The sequence below is a fragment of the Streptomyces sp. NPDC054887 genome (genome assembly GCF_053610585.1).
The window spans coordinates 1-20,719 of the sequence record NZ_JBSGYQ010000040.1 but is presented as its reverse complement, the minus strand read 5'-3'; the positions used below and the strand labels follow the sequence as shown (position 1 = coordinate 20,719).

At 65.2% G+C, this 20,719-nt stretch carries 9 protein-coding genes and 4 pseudogenes; 9 read left to right on the top strand and 4 right to left on the bottom strand.

Going from position 1 to position 20,719, the window contains the following annotated elements:
* The first annotated feature begins 11 nt into the window (after positions 1-11).
* Positions 12-557, top strand: coding sequence for a beta-galactosidase (locus tag ACWGH0_RS22335; RefSeq protein WP_453405951.1), 546 nt, complete (start codon positions 12-14; stop codon positions 555-557).
* Positions 558-821: 264 nt separating this feature from the next.
* Here the strand turns inward: ACWGH0_RS22335 and ACWGH0_RS22330 are convergent, their stop codons facing one another.
* Together ACWGH0_RS22330 and ACWGH0_RS22325 are read right to left on the bottom strand one after the other, a co-directional pair.
* Positions 822-3,941 (bottom strand): dipeptide ABC transporter ATP-binding protein, encoded by a 3,120-nt coding sequence (locus ACWGH0_RS22330; protein WP_453405950.1) that lies wholly within the window; start codon positions 3,939-3,941, stop codon positions 822-824.
* Positions 3,938-4,891 carry an ABC transporter permease gene (locus tag ACWGH0_RS22325; RefSeq protein ID WP_453405949.1) on the bottom strand — a complete coding sequence of 318 codons (954 nt, stop codon included), beginning with the start codon at positions 4,889-4,891 and terminating at the stop codon, positions 3,938-3,940. The genes ACWGH0_RS22330 and ACWGH0_RS22325 overlap by 4 nt, the downstream gene beginning before the upstream one ends.
* A 292-nt stretch (positions 4,892-5,183) precedes the next feature.
* On the opposite strand from ACWGH0_RS22325, the pseudogene ACWGH0_RS22320 reads away from it, so the two are divergent.
* From ACWGH0_RS22320 to ACWGH0_RS22295, 6 genes and pseudogenes are all read left to right on the top strand, one after another.
* Positions 5,184-6,145, top strand: a pseudogene (locus ACWGH0_RS22320) (transposase); the annotation flags it as partial.
* A 6-nt stretch (positions 6,146-6,151) separates the two neighbouring features.
* Positions 6,152-7,085: pseudogene (locus tag ACWGH0_RS22315) on the top strand (transposase); the annotation flags it as partial.
* Positions 7,086-7,226: 141 nt separating this feature from the next.
* Positions 7,227-7,811 (top strand): transposase, encoded by a 585-nt coding sequence (locus ACWGH0_RS22310; RefSeq protein ID WP_453405981.1) that lies wholly within the window; start codon positions 7,227-7,229, stop codon positions 7,809-7,811.
* A gap of 24 nt (positions 7,812-7,835) precedes the next feature.
* Entirely contained in the window at positions 7,836-8,720 is an 885-nt protein-coding gene (locus ACWGH0_RS22305; protein ID WP_453405948.1) for a transposase, read from the top strand.
* A gap of 467 nt (positions 8,721-9,187) precedes the next feature.
* Entirely contained in the window at positions 9,188-11,374 is a 2,187-nt protein-coding gene (locus tag ACWGH0_RS22300) for an alkaline phosphatase family protein (RefSeq protein WP_453405947.1), read from the top strand.
* A 194-nt stretch (positions 11,375-11,568) separates the two neighbouring features.
* Positions 11,569-11,898 (top strand): annotated as a pseudogene (locus ACWGH0_RS22295) (IS630 family transposase); the annotation flags it as partial.
* 243 nt (positions 11,899-12,141) lie between these two features.
* Here ACWGH0_RS22295 and ACWGH0_RS22290 read toward each other — a convergent pair.
* The gene (locus tag ACWGH0_RS22290; RefSeq protein WP_453405946.1) at positions 12,142-13,638 is read right to left on the bottom strand and encodes an ABC transporter family substrate-binding protein; all 1,497 of its coding nucleotides are present in this window, start codon (positions 13,636-13,638) and stop codon (positions 12,142-12,144) included.
* A gap of 378 nt (positions 13,639-14,016) precedes the next feature.
* Between ACWGH0_RS22290 and ACWGH0_RS22285 the strand changes: the two genes are divergently transcribed.
* Positions 14,017-16,962 carry a helix-turn-helix transcriptional regulator gene (locus ACWGH0_RS22285; protein WP_453405945.1) on the top strand — a complete coding sequence of 982 codons (2,946 nt, stop codon included), beginning with the start codon at positions 14,017-14,019 and terminating at the stop codon, positions 16,960-16,962.
* A 49-nt stretch (positions 16,963-17,011) separates the two neighbouring features.
* Here the strand turns inward: ACWGH0_RS22285 and ACWGH0_RS22280 are convergent.
* Positions 17,012-17,676 (bottom strand): annotated as a pseudogene (locus ACWGH0_RS22280) (transposase family protein); the annotation flags it as partial.
* Between the two features lie 686 nt (positions 17,677-18,362).
* Here ACWGH0_RS22280 and ACWGH0_RS22275 point away from each other — a divergent pair.
* Positions 18,363-20,339: an RICIN domain-containing protein gene (locus ACWGH0_RS22275; RefSeq protein ID WP_453405944.1), complete on the top strand. Its 1,977-nt coding sequence runs from the start codon at positions 18,363-18,365 to the stop codon at positions 20,337-20,339.
* Positions 20,340-20,719 lie beyond the last annotated feature (380 nt).

Below are 20,719 nucleotides of genomic sequence, written 5' to 3'. Positions count from 1 at the left end.
CACCCCGAGCTGTGGGCCGACCGCCTCCAGCGGCTCGCCGCTCTCGGACCCGCCCCGTCAACACCTATGTGCCGTGGAACTTCCATGAACGCCACCGCGACGACAACCACTTCGACGGCTGGCGCGACTTGCCGGAGTTCCTCCGACTCGCGCAGGAACCCGGCCTGGACGCCATCGTCTGGCCCGGCCCGTACATCTGCGCCGAATGGGACAACGGTGGGCTGCCTGCCTGGCTGACCGGGCGACACGGCGTGCGTCCTAAAAGGGGCCACCGGGACTGCATCAACGAAGTAAGCCGCAGATTCGATGTCCTGATTCCGATCATCGCCACTCGTCAAACCGCACACGGCGGCCGCGTCGCCGTGCAGATCGAGAACGAGTACGGCAGCTACGGCGACGACCGCGTCTACATGGGCTGGTGGCGCGACAGCCTAGCTCACGCGGAATCACGGGTTCACAGCTGCGCCTGCCGCAGCCGCTCCTCAGGTCGGCGAACAGCAGGAACGTGTCGTCGCCGACTGTGCGTATCTGACGTAGCTGGGCGACGGAGGGGATGACCGCGCGCTTCGGATCGTACTGGGGTCTCTTGACGCCCTCCAGGGGGTTGTCGTCGTAGATGCCCAGCCGGTGGCGCCAGGAGGATCGCCTTCAGCTTGTCGAAGGCGATCGACTGCGTGGCCAGACCAGCGCCGTTGCGCTCCATCGTGCGGATGAAGCCGTCCACGGCCTTGTGGTCGAAGGTTGTCATCCGGCGTTTTGAACCGGAGGCCGGCGGCCGGTCCCTGCGTTACCCGGCGTTCGCGACGGCACTCCGCTCCCGATCAGGGTACGGGTGGGCTGTCCCCGGCGAAGTGGCACGCCGCCGCATGGTCCTCCGCCAAGGGAAGGAGCAGCGGGTCCTCCTGCTCGCACCGCCGACGCTCTGTGCTTGACAGAGTAATGTAGCGAGGGCAGCGCCCCCGGAAGCGGCACCCATCCGGAATAGCCGCGGCGCTGAGCGGCTCGCCTAGCAGCGGGACGCGCCGCCTGCCGCGTTCCCGCGCCGGCTCGGGCAGGGGAGCGGCGGAGAGCAGCACGTGCGTGTAGGGGTGACTAGGCCGGGCGAACACGGACGCCGCGTCTCCCAGCTCGACGATGCGACCGAGGTGCATCACGGCGACTCGGTCCGCCAGGTACCGTGCCACGGCCAGGTCGTGGGCGACCAGAAGGCAGCTCAGACCGAGTTCGGACTTCAGTCCGCGCAGCAGGTTCAGCACCGAAGCCTGCACGGACACGTCGAGCGCCGAGACCGGCTCGTCGAGCAGCAGCAGCCGGGGCCGCAGGGCCAGGGCTCTCGCGATGCTCACGCGCTGCGCCTGTCCTCCGGAAAGCTGCGAGGGGAAGCTGTCGGCGTGATCTTTGTCGAGGCCCACGAGATGAAGCAGTTCTGTTGTTCTAGTGGCGATCTGCCGACGGGGCCAGCCGTGCGTGAGCAGGGGCTCGGCGAGGATGTCCGAGACTGGCATGCGGGGGTCCAGCCCGGCGACCGGGTCCTGGGCCACCAGTTGCACCTCGCGACACAGCAGCGTACGCTCCGCGCGTTTCAGGCGGTGGACGTCCTGGCCCACGACCAGCACTCTGCCCTCCGCTGGACTCGGGGAGCGCCTCGCATCGATGATCTCCCGCAGGAGCGTGCTCTTGCCACCGCCGGATTCGCCGACCAGGGTGAGGGTCTCTCCGTGCCTGATGTCGAGACTGACGTCGTCTACCGCCCGGATCATGCCTTCTTGCCGACGCAACAGCGTGCCCCGCTTCACGGGGAAGTACCGGCGCAGCCGGTCGACATCCAGGACAACAGGGCGCTGGTCGCGCGCCCGTGTACTTGGCCGGGGTTTTCCGCCGTACGCCCCGGATGTGCCGCCCGTCACCACGGCCGGGACGGGGAAGACGGCGGTCGGGTCGAGCCCGCCCCCCTCCTCGAACTCCGCGCTGCGGATGCAGGCCGTGGGGTGGGTGTTTCCGGCCCGGGGGCGGAGGGCCGGCTCGCCCGCCCGGCACGCGTCGACGGCCAGTGGGCACCTCGGGACGAAGGGGCAGGAGTCCGGGAGGACGAGCGGGCTCGGAGGTCCGCCTTCGATGGGGGTCAGTGCGCTCTGGTCGGTGTCCGGGCGGGGCACGGCTCCGAGGAGGCCGATCGTGTAGGGCATCCGGGGATGTGCGTACACGTCGTTCACCGGGCCTTCCTCCACGAAGCGGCCCGCGTACATGACGTGCACGCGGTCGGCGAGGCCGGCGACCACGGCGAGATCGTGCGTGATGATCACGACTCCGGCGCCGGTGACACGGCGGGCCTTGTCGAGGATGCCCAGGATCTGAGCCTGAGTGGTGACGTCCAGAGCGGTAGTGGGTTCGTCGGCGATGATGACCTTGGGGTCATTCGCGATGGCCATGGCGATGGAGACCCGCTGACGCATCCCGCCGGAGAACTCATGCGGGTAGGCATCCATGCGGCGTGCGGCGTCGGGGATGCCGACGAGATCGAGCAGTTCGACGCCACGCCGACGGGCGGTGGCCCTGTCAATGTGCTGGTGGATCCGCAGCGCTTCGACGATCTGGTGTCCGACGGTGTACACGGGTGTGAGCGAGGTCAAGGAGTCCTGGAACACGATGGACAGGTCGTTGCCGCGAACGCGGGTCAGGCCGCTCTCTTTAAGTCCGGTGAGTTCCTCCCCGTCCAACCACACGGAACCACGGACGTCGGCCGCCTCGGGCAGCAGTCCGAGGACGGCGGACGCGGACACGGATTTCCCCGCGCCTGACTCCCCGACGATGGCGACCACCTCACCGGGGCTCACCGTGTAAGAGATGCCTCGAACGGCGTGTACGGTCCCTCTCGGGCCAGGCAGGGACACGTGCAGGTCGCGTACCTCCAGCAATGGCCTCGCCGCGGTGCCTTTCCCGGTCGCGGCGCGGGGTTCCTCGTATCGGCCGGCGGTAGTGGGCGGGATCTGCTTCCGGCGGACGGTCTTCATACGCTGCGCGGTCGGGTCGAGAGCGGCCCGCAGACCGTCCCCGAGCAGGAACAGCGACAAGCACAGCAGGAGCAGGCAGCCCGCCGGGAAGTAGAACAGCCAGGGAAACGCCGTCGCCGAGGACGTCCCGGCTGCGATCACCGCGCCGAGCGACACCTCTGGAGGCTGCACCCCGAAGCCGAAGTAGGAGAGTCCCGCTTCGGCGATGACTGCGAACCCGAACTGCAGGGTGGCGTCGATGATGAGGAACGAGGCAAGGGACGGGACCACGTGGCGTTGGACCACGGTTCGTCCTCGAACGCCCATGTAAACGGCGGCGCGTACGAAGTCGCTCTGCCGAAGGGAGCGGGTTGCGCTGCGGACCGCCCGGCCGGTGATCATCCAGCTGAGCACCGACAGGAGCACCACGAGGAGCAACCAGCTCGTCTCGTCGATCAGCGGTGACAGCACCGCCACAAGGAGGAAACCGGGCAGGACCAGGAAAAGGTCGATCACGCTGAGTGCTGCACGGTCCGGCCAGCCTCCGGCATAGCCCGCCGTCGTGCCCACGGCGGTCGCGATAACGGTGCTGATGAACGCGGTGAGCAGCCCGATCACCAGGGATTTCTGCACTCCACGCATGGTCATGGCGAAGACATCCACCCCCGCGGAATCGGTACCAAACCAGTGGGTGTTGTCGGGGGGTGCCTGAAGAGCCGTGTAGTCCAGATCGATGTGGCTCCAGGGGTACAGCAGCGGGGCGATGAACGCGAGCAGTGTGATGGTGAGCAGGACCGAAAGGCCGATAACCGCCTCGGGACTGCGTCGCAGCCGGGACCACACGAGACGGCCGCGCCCGTTCCTACCGCGTTCCAGCGCCACCCCCGCTGCCGGGAGGGTGTCGCCGTGCTCGGTCGGCAGCAAGGCTCCCGGATCAGGCAGGGCACTCATGCCGCTCTCGCTCTCGGGTCAAGAACGGCGTGCAGGAGGTCCGCGAACAGGCCGGCGACGAGGACGAGCGCGGCGGTGAACAGTCCGACCGCAGCGACCACGTTCACGTCATTGGTCAGGATGGAGTCGACCAGCCACTCTCCCATGCCGTGCCACCCAAAGATCTTCTCGATGAACGTGGCTCCGGTGAACACCAGCACCGCGTTGTACGCGAGGAAGGGAAGAAGGGGGAGGACTGCCACTCGTAGCCCGTGGCGTCCTAGAGCGGCGCGCCGGGTGAGGCCCTTGGCGCGGGCGGTCCTGACGAAGTCGCTGTGCAAGACGTCCAGCATCGTGTTGCGCTGGTACCTGCTGAAGAGGGCCGCCTGAAGGGCGATCAGGGCCAGGCTCGGCAGTATCAGGTGTTGTGCCCGGCTCAGCCATTCGTCCCAGAGTCCGGACACGCCGGGCGAGTACTCGCCGGTGTACTCGAAGACGGTATGGCCCACGACGTCGTTCACGTTACGCGCCCAGAGTTGCAGGGCCACCGCAGTGACGAATACCGGGGTCGCTAGAACCACGAAGGCGAGGAGCGTGACACTCCGGTCCGCCCACCGCCCCCCTTGGTGAACGGCACTCCACGCTCCAAGCAGGACCCCGCCGACTGAGCCGACGAGCGTGGCGAACAGCAGCAGCCGGACGCTGGTCAGCGCACGGCGGACAAACTCGTCCCCCACATCGGCACCGGTCACCGAGCGGCCCAGGTCACCGCTGAGCACACCGCCCACCCATCGGACGAACCGCGTGAAGACCGGCGTGTCCGGATTGAGGTTGTAGGCATTCAAGGTCGCCGTGATCTCGGCGGGTGACGGGGGCGGGTTGCGCTGCACGAAGTTAGACCGCGGGTCCAGGCTCAGAGCCGCAAGGAAGTACGTGAGGGTGCCAGCGATGATCACCAGCAGCACGTTCACGGCCAGTCCACGAGTAAGGTGACGGAGCACGGCGTTGACCCCCTGTCCAGGACACCATCCCGCAGGATGCTGTCAGACCCCTCCCCGACACGCCTCTGCTCTTGCGGCGTGATACGCGTTCGGCCGATTCGCAGCAGTCTCGCTCCTCCGAGCCTTCACCCGTCAGGATCGAGCCACGATGCACCGCCCTGACTCCCCATTTAGACTGCAACGGCATTTGGCGTGACTGCTTGCCGCGCGGTCGTTGGCCTGACTATCGGTGCGGTGCTGGGTTACGTGAGGACGTGGGAGGCTGAGCGACTTGCACGAGCGGTTCGACTATCGTTTCGCCAGGTCGGAGCCGCAGGAGTCGGCGCTTGTGCCGAGGAGGCCGGTCATGCGGCTCCCGAGCGGACGCACCGCCTGTTGAAGCGGTGCGACTGGGACGCCGATAAGGTCCTCGCCGATGTCCGTGACCATGTCCTCGAGCAGGGCACCGAACGAATGATCGCCGCCGCGCTGGAAGCGGAGGTCAACCAGTACATGGCGGAGTTGGCTGCCGAGCGAGACGAGCGCGGGCACCGCCTGGTGGACCGCAACGGCCGGCACCGGCCCCGCGCCGTGGTCACCGCCGCCGGGCCAGTCGAGATTACCGCGCCGCGGGTGAGCGACCGCCGCGTGGACGACCACCGCAGAACGTAAGCGGTTCTCTTGAGAAATCCTGGCCCTGTGGTGCCGTAAGTCCCCGAAGGTCCGACGTCCTGCCGCTGCCCTACCTGCACGGACTGTCCTCGAGAGCCTTCGACCCGGCCGCGGCGCTGGAACAGTTCCTCTCCTCAACGGCCGGGCTGTCGCCGGCCACGGTGACCCGGCTGACCAGGCAGAGGCAAGACGACCACGCCGCCTTCCAGCAGCGCGACCTGTTGGACCCGACTTCGTCCGCGTGTGGGCAGACGGCGGGCACCCCAAGGTCCGGCTCGGCCAGGCCCACTCCTACGTGCTGGTGCCGCTCGGTGTCCGGCTGGACGGTAATAAGGAGTTGCAACGTCACAAACGCGCTGCCGAAGTCCGCACAGCCGAGCGCGACGAAGGACGTGCAGGAGATCTACAACGTCGAGGATCGTTCCCACGAGGAGAAGGCGATCCAGGCGCACGAAGACCTACGGCGCGAAGCGGCCCAAGGCCGTCGCGAAGATCACCGACGACCGCGAGGAACTACTGACGTTCTACGACTTCCCGGCCGAGAACTGGATCCATCTGCGGACCACGGAACCCCATCGTTTCTGCCACGTCTACGCACGCGGCGACCGCGGCAAGGACCAATTCGTCCCAGGCTGGCAGTACTCCGTCGTCGCCGCTCTGGAAACAGGCCGCACCTCCTGGTGCCGGCGTCCTGGACGCCTTGCGGCTCGGGCCCACGGACGATGCGACACTCGTTACCGCCACCCAGCTCCGCGAGGTCGTGGAATGCCTGACCCACGCGGGACACTGGACGCTGGACGACCCCGAGATCCTGATCGTGATGGACGCCGGCTACGACGTCACCTACCTCTCCCACTCCCTGCGGGACCTGCCGGTCGTGCTGCTCGGACGACTGCGCTCGGACCGCGTCATGCTCCGCGACCCGGGCCCCGCCCGCTCCGGACCGAAGGGCGGCTGGCCCCGCCGACACGGCGGCGTCCTCACCTTCGCCAAGCCCGACACCTGGCACCAACCCGACGTCACCACCGCCACGGACACCACCCGCTACGGCAAGGCAGAGACGACGGCGTGGAACCGTATGCATCCCCGACTCACCCACCGCGGCCCCTGGCTGGAGCACGCGGACGACGAACTACCCGTCCTGCACGGCACATTAATGCGCCTGACGGTCGAGCGCCTGCCGGGCGACCGCGAACCGAAACCGGTCTGGCTGTGGTGCTCCGCAACCTCGGCCACGTCGGCGGACGTGGACCGGTGGTGGCAGGCCTTCCTCCGCCGCTTCGACCTGGAACACACCTTCCGACTGATGAAACAGACCCTCGGAAGGACTGCACCGCAGATCCGCCGCGCCGACACCGCCGATCTGTGGACCTGGCTGATCATCGCCGCACATACCCAGCTTTGTCTCGCCCGGCCTCTCACTGAAGACCTCCGACGGCCCTGGGAACGACGAACCGAACCCCGTCGCCTCACCGCCGCCCGGGTCAGGCGGGGGTTTCGCAACGTCCGCGCGACCGGGCGAGGCTGTCGCGTAACTGCTGCTCGTTGGCCGTCAAGTACGAGTCGGCGTTCGATTCCGGTCTTCTGCGCCGCCTCGGAGCCTTGCTCTGTGGGGCAGAACTTTCTCCCGTGCGACCGTGACCGTGTTCTTGAGATGCCGCAGGATGTGCGGGAGTGGCTGCCGCCGGACCACCTGTGCTGGAAGGTGCTCGACGTTGTTGATCAACTTGACCTGACTGCGTTCGTGCACAGCTACCGCGATGACCGTCAGGGGCGGGCGGCCTATCCTCCACAGACTCTGATCGCGTTGCTTCTGTACTGCTACAGCAAGGGAATCCGGTCTTCTCGCAAGATTGAGCAGGCGTGCTTCGATGACGTGGGCTGCCGGATCATTACCGCGAACCGAAGAGTCGACCATTCCACGTTCGCTCGGTTCATCAGACGTCATCGGGCGGCATTGAAGCTACTGTTTGTGCAGGTCCTGGCGGTGTGCGGTCGCCAACAGGGTCTGGTGAACCTTGCGGCTGTTGCGGTGGACGGCTCTCCCATGGAGGCGAACGCAGCACGCAACTCCAACCAGCGGCTGCAGCGGCTGGAGAGCGTCATTTCGGAATGCGAAGCCGAGATCGACTCGATGGTGGACGACTCACTGGAACTCACCAGGTCGTGTGAGGCGGCACGGAGAACGGACGCGGAGAGCGACGTGGCGCCGAATGAGTGGCCACGGCTTTCGCGATAACTCGACCGGCGCAACCGGGCAGTCGTGGCCAGACAGAGGTTGTTCGAGCGGGCTCTTCCCTCGGCTGGGGAGATCCGGCTCAAGGTCGAGGCCGCCGAGCGCATGGTGGCCCGGGCGGAGAAGCGACTGGCCGCAGCATCTGCGGCCCATCAGAAGAAGCTGGAGAAGTACGCCGCGCGAACCAGTGCGGACTTGGCGGCGGGCCGCCGCGGGGCCAACGGCCGGCCGCCAGTGCCGATGGAGCACAAAACCGTAATCATCCGGCAGCGGAAACGGCTGGTCAGAGCCCAGGCATGGCTTGAACGGGCGCGAAGCCCAAGACCCGTTCCTTCTCCGACCGCCCGCGCCTCTCTCAGCGATCCTGATTCACGGATGATGCTCAACAAGCGCGGCGGGTTCGTTCAGGGCTACAACATCCAGATAGCTTGCGCCCGCCGCCAGCTCCTCCTGGCGATCGAGGTTCAGGACAACCCGTCAGACATCACAGCCCTCGTCCCCATGGTGAACAAGGCACAGGTCAACCGCCTTTCCGCCGGGATTGAGCACCCCATCCTGCTCTGGCTCGCCGACAGCGGATACGCCTCTACCTCGGCATTCGAGGCCCTCGCTGATCTCCCGCTTTTGGTCTCGGTGACCAGCGAGGCCTACCAGGCAGGCTTCGAAGCGAAACGAGAAGGTCCTCGCGGCGGTCAGCACGAGATGGCAGCCCGCCTCGCCACACCTTTGGGCCAGCAGCAGTACCGACAACGAAGTGCCCTGGTGGAGCCCGGATTCGCCCAGCTCTTCCAACGTTTCGGACGCCGGCTCAACTACCGCGGACGCGACGGCGTGGACACCGAGATCAAACTCCTCGGGGCGGTCCACAACCTCAGCAAACTCTTCGACCACAAGGCCAAAACAAGCTCTTGACCACTGCCGGACAGCAGTTACGCGACAGCCTCCGGCCCGCCCGGCAGCCGCACCGAAACCCTCCCGACCCGGCCCCGGACGACCCCCGGGATCAAAGAACAAGCACAGGGCCAGCCACCACGGCGTCGGCAAGACGGTCAAACGCGCCGAGCCGATCAAGGAACATCAAGCCCGCACAGGATAAATGCCAAGCTGAGAGGCTCGAAGATCAAGGCTTCGGTCGAGAAACCAGCGCCAAACCTTGTCGAGCCAAAGCGGTTACGTCCCAGGCCCTTTCTCAAGACCAGGCATCGACGCGAGTCGTAGATCGGCTGACCATTGCACCTATCTATCGCCCACTCATTGGCCGCGGCTCGTGAGCGGCGTTGATTCAGTGTCTCATTGCTATTGACCAGCACGGGGGTATGGCTGAAGTTGGACTGACATTCTGCGGGTGTGCGGACCCCCGAGTCGAGAGGGTGAGACTCATGAGAAAAATCCGGATCAGATTGAGACGCACGCCACGCTCGAGTGTTTTGTTGATCGCGCTTGCGTTGCTGCTGGCGGCGATTGGAATGAGTACGCCGGCGCACGGTGCGGGGACCGGTACCGTCGGTGTGAACCAGATGTCGTACGCGCCGGGTGAGGCGATCACCGTCTCCTATACGGCTTCGCAGCCGTCCGTGGACAATTGGGTCGGTATCTATGCCGACGACGTGATACCTGACGGCGATCCATCTTCGACCCTGTGGGAATGGGCCAGATCCAGCACCGGCACGGTAGCCTTCGCTGCTGAAGAAACGCAAAAGCTGACCACTCGGGGTTACAACGTCTTTTTGTTCGCCGGGAGTGGTTACGACACAGTTCTGTCGAAGAAGCACTTCTGGGTCACCGCTGAGGCGGAACGGACCGCGCAGACAAGTGTGGTGTGCACGAGCCAGACCGACTATGGCAAGGGCCAGAAGTTCTCCGTCTCCTACGCCACGACCAAGCCGTCGACCACGAACTGGATCGGGATCTACCCCGAAGACGTGACACCGAGCGGCTCTCCGGCCACTCTCATGTACAAGTATGCGCCAGGCGGATCGGGGACCTTGCTCTTCGACAACACCCTTCCCACCGGCCGCTACAAGGCACACTTCCTCGCCAACGACGGGTACACCAAGCTCATCGAACCGGCCACCTTCGTCGTGGGGGACAGTCCGGCCACGATGAGTCAGAACCTCATCGTCAACGGCGACGCTGAATGCGCCAACGGTTCGACTTCTGGCTGGGACGCAGTGACTCTGCCAGGCTGGGAATTGAGTGGCGGGCCGACCGCCATGCGGTACGGCATTGAAGGTGGCTATGTCGGTCCTGGGGACCCGGGTCCGGCCGAGCGGGGTACGCAGCTCTTCTCGGGCGGCATCGCCGGCGCTTCCAACTTCGCGCAGACCGTGGACGTCTCCAGTGCCGCCTCCCAAATCGATGGTGCAGGCGTCACTTACAACCTCTCAGGATGGCTCGGCGGGTACACCACCTATGTAGGCACTGCTGCAGTGGACATCTCCTTCCTGAACGGCAGTGGTACAGCAATCGGCACTTCGGCAAAGATCGGACCCGTGACACCCGCCGACCGGGGCAGCGTCACTAAGCTGCTGCAACGCACTTCAACGGGAAGCGTCCCCGCCGGCGCCCGCAAGATCAGGGTCAAGGTGGACATGCCCGCCAGTCAGCCCGTCGCGGCGCATAAGCGGTGGAACATGGGCTCCGCGGACAACCTGTCGCTCACCCTGTCCGTGCCCGGACTCGCCCCAGCCGTCCTCCAGCCACCTGCCTCCACCGTGCCTCAGCTGGACCACGTCTTCGTCGTGATGATGGAGAACAAGGACTACGGCGAGATCATCGGCAACAGCGATGCCCCGCACATCAACGCTATGGGGAAGAATCACGTCGTCCTCACGAACTCCAACGGCGCAACCCGCCCCAGCGACCCCAACTATTGGACCATCGCCGGCGGCAGCACCTTCGGCCGTACCGACAATCCGTTTTCGATCGCTGACGACCCTGCAAAGAACGTACTGGCTCAGGGCACCTTCGCCTCGCCTCACATTGGGCAGCGCGCCGAGGACGCGGGCAAGACGTGGCGAGCCTACGGACAGGACGCCCGCTTCCCTTGCGACATCCAGCGACGGGCAATCACGCCCGCGAATGCGTTCTACGACCCGGACAACGTACCTTTCATGTTCTTCAAGGACCTGAAGTCCACTCAGCGTTGTGAGGACAAGCTGAAGCCCCTCACACAACTGGACCAGGATCTCGCGTCGGTATCAACCACGCCGAACTTCGTGTGGTTCGAGCCCAACTCCTGCAACTCCATGCACGACGACCCATGCCGGAATCCCTCCAGCGGTCCTGACCAGTGGGTAAAGGCAACCACCGACAAGATCTTCGCCTCTCCCGCATGGCAGACCAAGAAGTCCCTCCTCGTCTTCACCTTCGACGAAGATTGGACCGCCCACACCCAGCGGATCCCCACCATCGTTGCCGGCTCACCCGGCCTCACCAAAACTGGTCCTTCCGACCAGCACGTCACGCACTACAGCATCGGCCGCACGATCGAACAGGGCCTCGGCCTCAGGCCGATGACCCAGAACGACCAGTTCGCCCTCCCCCTCAACAACATCTGGAAGTAGCGACATAGTGAGAGCCCCCGCTTGGACATTCAGCCCGAGCGGGGGCTCCGGCCTTGTCAGCAGCGGCTTCACCAGCCCTGTCGACACGCGCCCTCTCCGAGTAATGGCTCATGTACCAGCTACCAGGACCTGCAGACGTGCCGCTTCTTTACCACAGCAACATGTGCCGGGCCGGGATCCGCGTCCCCGATCCCGGAAGCCGTAAAGGACGAGAGGACCGGGTGGAGTTCAAGAAGTTTCTGACCAAGCTCGACCGCGAAGTACAGGCCGACCTGGATGTCCACCTGATTCCGGACAACTACGTCACACACAAGGTGCGACTGGATCCTCGTGGCTCAATCTCCTCGAGAGATGGTTCGCCGAACTCACCAAAAAGAAACTCCGCCGCGGCGTCCACCGCACTCGAGCGTGACATCTGGGCCTGGCTCGCCGACTGGAACGACCAGCCAAGGCCCTTGGTGTGGACCAAAACCGCAGACGAGACCCTCGACAGAGTCGCAACGTACTCTGACTCAGGACACTAGTCCGAGCGAGGACGGCCTACACCAAGGGGGCGCTGGGCGGACCACGCCGTCACGCTCATTAGCACCGCGTTCGCCGGGGAAGGTCTTCGGCTGGCACGGCATGGGGAGTGGCTGGTGAACTCCATCCTGCCCAACGTTGTGAAGGTGGTCGCCGCGGTCGCTTTGTCCACCGGCGCCCTCGTCCTCCTCGCCGGCCTGCTCGCGCACCCCCTGCGCGTCATTCTCGACCCGAGGGAAGAGCGACTATTTGGTGAATCCGATGTCCTGATACACCGGCGTGGCGAAGCCCTGGGCGCCGAGGTTCGCCAAGGTCTTCTTGGACGCGATGATCTCGGGGACTTGGTAGAGAGGGATAACTGCGGCTTGCTGCCAGATGAGGCGGTCGGCGGCATTGAGGTGGCTGATGGCCTCGTCGCGGTCTAGTTCGGCACCGGCCTGCTTGAGCAGTGTGTCGATTTGGGGCGTGCCGATTCGGGCGGAGTTCAGCTGAACGTCTTTCCCTTTAGGTGCGATGTAGATGCTGGCACCGCCCGTGACGGGGAAGGCGCCCCCGACCCAGATGAACTGGGTGAGGTCAAAGTTCCCCGGGTTGACGTACTTTTCGAAGAAAATATTACCGGGGATGGGCTTGATCTTTACCCGAATTCCCACGTCGCCGAGCATCTTCTGAACTAGTCGGGCTTCACCGGGAGACTCGGGAGAGTCTGTCGCATACAGAAAGTTCAGCTCAAGGGGCTTCCCACCTTTAACGCGAACTCCTCCCGCGTCTTTCCATCCTGCCGCATCCAGCTCTTTGCGAGCAGCTTCGGGAGAGAAGTTTCCGACTTCTCCAGAGTTGTCCTTGTAGCCCTCTTGTTGCGGGTAGAGAAAATGGTTTCCGAGGGTGGCGGGTTTCACGTCGACACCCTGCAGAGAAGACTTTGTGATCAATGTTCGGTCGATCGCCCGCGCTACAGCCGTCCGGACGCGTACATCGCGCAGCAATGGGCTTTGGCCGTTCATGGTGACATGCCGGAATCTAGGTGCGCCGCCCTTCAGGATCTGCGCACCGGGAACGCTCTGCGCCTGTTTGTATGCGGCCGCGTCGACACCGACGCGGAGGAAGTCGATTTCCCCGTTTGCAAATGCGCCCGGGGTCGCACTGTCGTCCAGTGCTCTGAATACGATGCGGTCGAGCATCGCTTCCTCGCCCCACCAGCGCTCGTCGCGAATCACCGAGAGAGTCTTGGTGGTCTTGTCGAAGCCTGCGAATTTGAAGGGACCGGCGGTGACCGGGACCTTTCCGAGGTAGCCCTCGTTGAAGCCCTGCGGTGTCTGGATTACCGAAGCGGGATACAGCGGGTTGAACAAGGACTTCCACTCGCCGAACGGGCTGGAGAAGGTGATGACGACGTCCCGATCCGTAGCGCCTCGCGTCACGGTGGCGATCGTGTCATATCCGGTGCGGCTGCCCGTCTGGAAAGTGGGGTTCTTCCCGCTGCGGGCTTTCCAGTTCGCCTCGAAGTCGCGGTAGGTGATGGGCGTCCCGTCCGACCAGCGCGCTTTCCCGTTGATCCGGTAGGTGACACGCTGTCGGCCCGACTCCTGGGTGGCTTCGGCAGTGTCCAGGTAGTCCGGGTTCCTGTTCACGCTCCCCTCTGCGTCACTCACCATGATCACGGGCATCATCGACGCGACAATGTCTCCAGTGTCGACGTTCGCCCCGTCGATATGGGCAGTGTTGAGATTGTCCTGGATCACTCGGACAGGCCAAGTGAGGACTCCACCTCGCCGCAGGTCGGCTCGGCTGTGTTCGTTGATCTGACTCCCCGCTGCTGTGGACGAGCCGGACGCCTTGTCGTCGGACGAGCAGCCGGCCAGAGCCGCAATACAAGCGATGCTTACGGCGACGGCAACAGCGGGTGCGCCAAAAGGCCGGTGTGATGGCATGCGGGCCGCCTTCCCAGCGCCGCCACGACAGGCAGCTGGTGTAGATCGATGGTCGGGTGATGTGGTGTACCCCAACAGGACATTTACACAGTAAGAGGGAGTATTCTGAGTTTCGAGACTTAGTACTCCAATTGGTCCGACAGGGGCAGCAGTGCAGCAAGGGAAGGCGGTGGCGGGCAGGTGCCTTCCGTGGTGGATGAGGCGCAGCTACCTGGCAACGGGTTCATGCTGGTGGGGCGCGAGGTAGAGCTCGGCAGCATCCTTGAAGCGCTCAAGGACCTCCCCGCCGTGGTGCTGGTGGAGGGTGAGTCGGGGTGCGGGAAGTCCCGGTTGCTACATGAGGCCGAGCGGGCACTGAGTGCTAAGGGCGTGTGCATGGCCACCGGCCTGTGCCACCCGTTGCGTGAGCCTTTTCCGTACGGGCCAGTGCTGGAGGCAGTGTCGGCGCTGGCCCATCGGATACCCACCGGGACGGTGCTGCCGGAGTGGGCGGGAGTGCTGAACCTTATTCCGGGTTTCTCCGCGTTCTTTCCGAATCCCCCACAGACCACAGGCGTAGAGCTGGACCGCGCGACCCTTCTGCAGGGGATACGTGCGGTGCTGGAAGTGGTCAGACCTGTGGTGCTGATGGTGGAGGATCTGCACTGGGCGGACGAGGCGACGAGGGAGCTGCTGTTCCTCCTGGCGCGCAAGCCACCACCAGGCGTCGGCCTCGTCCTCACCTACCGAGGCGAGGACCTGTCCCCTTCCCAGCCGGTGCTCGGCAGCCCGTATCGCAGGCCGATCGGCGTCGCAGGTGCCGAAATCAACCTGCGCCCGCTAAGCCTGGATGACGTCACCCGCCTCACCGGGACGGTCCTGGGACCGGTCGCCAGCCGTATGCTCGGGCCGGTCCTGTATCGGCGCAGCGCCGGACTCCCCCTGATCGTGGAAGAAGGTCTGCTCACCCTTTTGGAACGCCGTGGAAAGGCAGGCCCGCAGAATCCCGGTGAAGAATTCGCCTTTCTGGAATCCTCTCCCGTTCCGCGGGCTTTGGAGGAAGCCGTCCACGAGCGTCTGGCGAGACTTCCGGACTTCGCCGCACACGTCGTCGAGGCCGCCGCGGTGCTGGGCGTGCCAGCAACGCAAGAAGTGCTGGCCGAGGTGGCCGGGCTCGAGTCTGCGCAGTCGGCCGTCGCCATTACCGAGGCGCTGGAGAAGTCTTTGCTGCACGAGGCCGGGTCGGCGTCATACGCCTTCCGGCACGTACTCGCCCAGCAAGCCGTCTACGGACGTCTGCCTGGACCCCGGAGGCTGCACCTGCACCGGCGAGCCCGCCTCGTCCTCCACGCCCAGCAGCGGCCTCCGCTCGTGCAGATCGCACACCACACCCGGGCCCTGGGCGACACGATGGGCTGGCTGCGCGACGCCGAGGCCGCCGCCAGTCAGGCCATCGCCATGGGAGACGACGGCATCGCCACCCGCCTACTACAGGACATCCTCCAAGAACACGATGCTGGAGTGGAACAGCGTTCACGCGCCGCGATCACCCTGTGCACGACTGCTCACCGGGGGACGAATTGGCAGAACACCCTGCGTCTACTCCGCAGTCTCGCCTCGGATCCGGACCTCTCTGTCCGAGCACACGGCTGGGCCCATCTCACCCTTTCCACCATGATGACGAATCAAGTGGGCGACCGGGAAGGCGCACAACTCGCGCTGGAAAGGGCCATTGAGGAACTGGAGCCATGGCCCCTCGACTGCGCAGGGGCCATGGCCACCTTTGTCATCCACGAGCGGACCCAGCCGTTGGCCGCCATCGAGAGATGGGTGGAACGGGCCGAGTCGGCGATCGAGGGGCGCGACGTCGGGGGGTACCGCGACGAAGGAATCGTGAACGCCGTCGCGGGTAACAAACTGCTGGTGTTGTCGCGGGCGGGGGATCCGCACGTCTGGGACCGGCTGGCAAGCCTTCGCTCGAGCCGGACGTCCCCCGAAGTCCGAAAGCAAGTCACAGCAGCGACCTACAACGTCAGTGTGTCCGGTCTTCACAGGGGCGAGGACGCGCGCGCCCGCGAAGGGATGGAGGAGGTGATCCGTCGGGTGGCGGAGGTCAGTTATCCGCTGATTGAGTGCTTCGCTCGCACACAACTGCTGCGACTTGACTGGCTCGCCGGCGAGTGGACGAACATTGAGCAGCGCTACGACGAACTCGACGCCGAATTTCCCGACATGGCAAGCGTGCACCGAGAGCGCACGCTGACCAGCGGGCGTATCGCGACGTCCCGGGGGGAGTGGGCCAAGGCCCTGGAGTGCCTCGCCGCCGCCACCGCCGCCGGAGCACGGCACGGCGATGTGACCGGAAGCCTGGAAGCCGCCGCCGCCACCGCAGATGTCCACCTCGCCCGCGGTGACGCGGAGGCCGCGTGGACGACAGTCGACCCCGCCGTACAGCTGCTGCGTTACTCCAGCGCATGGCCCCGCGCCGTGGGACTGGTCCCCACCGCGGTCCAAGCGGCGCTCTTGACGGGACGGCGCCAGGAGGCCGAACGCTTGGTGGCCGATGCGGGGCGCGACGCCGAGCGCGAGCGGGTCGCGCCCGCGGCCGACGCCGAGATCCACTTCGCCCATGGCCTGCTCGCGCAGGACGCTGACCCTCGGGCGGCAGCGGAACACTTCCATCAGGCACGGGCGATGTGGCAGGCCATCGGCCGCCCCTACCCAACAGCGCGTGCTACCGAGCTCTACGCCCAGAGCATCATGACCGACCAGGCCCAGGCCGCAACCGTGGCCTTCGCCGAAGCCATCGACACCTGTACCCGTCTCGGCGCAACCTGGGACGCTGCTCGCTGCCAGCAGGCAGCGGGGCAGAAGGCGTCGGCTCACCGCTCCACTCGCGGCCGGCGCGGTTATGGCGACACACTTTCGCCCCGGGAAATCGATGTGGCCCGGCTCCTCGCCACCGGGGCGACCAATCAGGACATCGCCGCCGCCCTGTTCCTATCCGTTCGCACCGTCGAACATCACGTCGCCCGCACTCTCAAAAAGCTCGGCGTCACCCACCGCGACGAAGCGGCGAAGCTCGGAACATATAGCCACCAGGGCCACACGCACGAAGCCGACGAACGCAGACCGCCAGACGCCCCCCGTTACTGACTTCAGCTCTTTGGGGTGGATCGTTGCGAAGTTCCTGCGGAGCGTGGGTCGGGCTGCGCCGGGACCTGCGTAAGACTCGCCAAGACTTGAGCCGTGCGACGCCGCGCTCGACCGGTGCCCGGGCTGCGGACAGTCTGAAGGGCGTCGCCACCCGTGGGCCGGCTCCCATCAGGCGCGGTTGGCGAGGACGGGGAGCCTTGCCGTTCTCAGATCCGGATAGTCCCCGCGGTCAGGTCGTGGGCACAGCCGGGCAGGGCGGGCGAGAGCCACAGCAACCGGCCAACCGGGTCAGTCACCACCAGCACGTTCACGCCGTGTCGGCGGTGCTTGTGCGAGTAGGCGGCCCGACTGTCGCCGAGCTTGTGGCACTCCGCCCAAGTGCCGTAGAGCAGGACGTAGCCGGCGTCGCTTCGCGCCAACGCGCAGCAGGCCAGGCGCGCGGTCGGCGAGCAGGTCTACGACGGCTGCCGTGTATGCGTGGGCGGTGCCCACCGAGATACCGAAACCGACGGCGATCTGCGCGAGGGTGTCGTGTCTGCGCGGGTACACCAGGCGCACGAGCGCACGTTGCTGCGGCGGGAGCTTGCACCGACGGTCACCCTCGCGCGTGACGATGAGCATGGTGACCCACTCGACCAGGGCGTGCGGCAGGTCGAGTGCGGAAGGACGGAAATCCAACGCAGCTCCCGGCCAATCGGTTGAGACGACGAACATCTCCCCCAACGGCACGGGACCCTCGTGCGTTGCGCACACCAGCGACAACACCCGATCAGTGGCCATACTGAAAGGCTCAGTGTCTCCTTGATGCTGCGTCATACGGGATGGAACACCAGGCTGCAACGGGGATGGCAGCCTGACTCGGGGGCCGGCGCGCTTCGATGGCCAGAACTATGACAGGGAATGTGGCCGATGCCTATGGGAGGACGGGACAGCCAGGCGGCGTTGGTGCTGCGGGGACTCGTCGCGCGGCCAAGCGGGTGCTCGCCGCGACTGCCTGGGCTGACCTGTCGCAAGGATGCTGCACCACGCCAGCCGCTCGGCAGGAGGCTACGGGGCACGCCCAGTGCGAGCAGGCGGGCAGCCGCGCTCACACCATGCAGCAAGGGAGGGGACATGACCGAAGAGAACAGTATCAATCAAGAACAAACACTTGTACTCAATGCTGCCTCAGCCTTACAGTCCATCCAACTCACAACGCGCGCTACCAGGCCGAGTTGAGCAGTGGCGGACCGCCTCGCGCTCCCCGAGACGCACGCATCGTGCGAATCGCTTCTCCGGCCTTCATCGGCGAACGGCATGTGCGTCCACTCCCCTTCCATTCGGCGCCACGGGCATGTACCGCGCGCGACGGCGACGGAGACGGACCCGCACATGCCTTGCCCAAGAAAGGTGGTCAAGTAATGATTCCCAAGCTCGGAAGAGTGACGTTGGTGCTGCTGATGGCCTCCGCTGCGGCGATCGACCCCCTGGTTGCCTCAGCCGCGCCTGTCGGCTACTACGTCGATTGCAATGCCAGCAGCGATGGTGACGGCAGTCACTCCGCACCGTGGAACAAGCTCAGTTCGGTGAACGCCCGCACCTTCACCCCGGGTGACATGATTCTGCTCAAGCGCGGTACGACTTGTACGGGGCAGCAGTTGTCCCCGAAAGGCTCGGGCTCGGCCGGTCAGCCGATCAAGATCGACGCCTACGGGGAAGGAGCCCGACCTGTGCTCGCCGGAGACGGCAAGGTGACCGACGTAGTCCTGCTGTCCAACCAACAGCACTGGGAGATCCGCAACCTCGACATCTCCAACACAGGGGCCACCGAGGCCACACGGCGGGGTGTCTATATCACCCGCACGGACGCTGGCACGGGCAATCACTACGTGCTGGAGAACCTCAGGATCCATGACATCAACGGCAACAAGACGAAGAAGGACGACGACGCCAGCGCCGGCATCTTCTTCGAGGTCCTCGGCCACACGACGAAAACCCGCTTCGACGACGTGCAAGTGCTTAACAACAGCATCACTACTGTGGACCGCTACGGCATTCATCTGTGGACTCGATGGATGACCCGCCCTGCGCTCGCCAACCCCAACTGCGGCACAACCTGCGGTACCTGGAACCCACAAACCCGGGTCGTGGTCCGTGGAAACACCGTGTCCGACATTGGCGGGGACGCGATAGCCCTGCATCACACTGATGGAGCACTCGCGGAACATAACCGCGTCGATGGGTTCCGCATTCGCGAACCCAAGCACTGCGCGGCAGGCTTGTGGGGCTGGAACACTCAGGACGCCCTCTTCCAGTTCAACGAGGTCAGCGGCGGTCGTAGTACGTGTGACGGGCAAGGCTTCGACCTCGACGAGGCCAACATAAGGACCACGTACCAGTACAACTACAGCCACGACAATGAAGGCGGCTTCCTCCTGTTGTGCAACGGCCGCGGGTCCGTCACAGACCGTAGCACCGTCCGCTACAACATCAGCCAAAACGACCAGGGGCAGCTCTTCGACTTCGTCTGCGACAAGGGCTCCAACGCCGCCATATACAACAACACGTTCTACCTGAACAAGAAGGTGGAGGTGGTCTACAACGGCAACCAATCAACTGCAGCCAACGCTGCCTTCTGGAACAACATCTTCCACGTTGCGACCCCGGAGGCCTCCTATCACAACGCCACAAGTCTACTGTTCGACTCCAACGTGTTCCACGGACACCATCCGGCCGGCGAACCCGCGGACAAGAACAAGATCACGTCCGACCCCCGGCTGACCGCTCCCGGCACCGGTAGCTCTCTGACCGCCGTCGACGGGTACAAACTACAGTCCGGCTCCCCTGTCATAGGTACCGGACGCGTCGCACTCACCGCGAACGCGCGGGACTACTTCGGCAGCGAAGTGCAGACGGGGTGCCGTCCCGACCGTGGCGCTCATCAGCTGAGCCAAGCGTGTGTTCCACAGCAGACTGGGCCAATCACGGAAGGTATGTACCAGCTCGTTGCGGGCACCAAGGCCCTGGACGTACCAGACTGGTCCACTACTCCCGGGACCAAGCTCGTTGTCTACGACCAGAACAACGGAGCCAATCAGAAGTGGCAGGTTCAGCGAAACACCGATGATACCTTCACACTGATGAGCGTCAGTTCGGGCCTGTGCGCCGACGTTCTGGGAAACTCCACCAGCGCCGGTGCGGAAATCGGTCAATGGACGTGCTCGGGTGGTAACAACCAGCGCTGGACCGTCGCCCCCAATGGCTCCGGCTACACCTTCACGTCCCTACGCAGCGGCATGCTTCTCACCGCCCCGGCTCTGACCAACCTCACGGTCCTGAGGCAGGAACCATCCTCCGCGAGCGGAACCCAGGTGTGGGGGCTCAGGGCCACCTCATGAGTACCGGCCTGCGACGCTCTCTCCCCCCATCCGGCTGCTCTGCAGCGGCACACGGGCCTCGCGATCTCGGGGAGCGGACGCGGTGAAGCATGCGCCTGGCATGACGATACGAGGTGCACCTCCGCACGATGTGGGTACTCGTATGACGCTCAAGTTTTCGGCCCCCGACCAGGGTTGGTCCAGGCCGGCATCGACGTCGGGAAGCTCCGTGTACGCGTCCACTGCGAGCGTTCCGGGCGCCAGCTGCGCTAGCGTGTGTTGTCCCGGGACGTTGGCGACACGCGTGTTACTGAGGTTTTCAGGGTGGGGTCGGTGGGTTGAGGCCGGTGGCGGTGAGGCAGCCGTTGATCAGGTGGGGTCGGAGCTGGATTCTTCGTAAC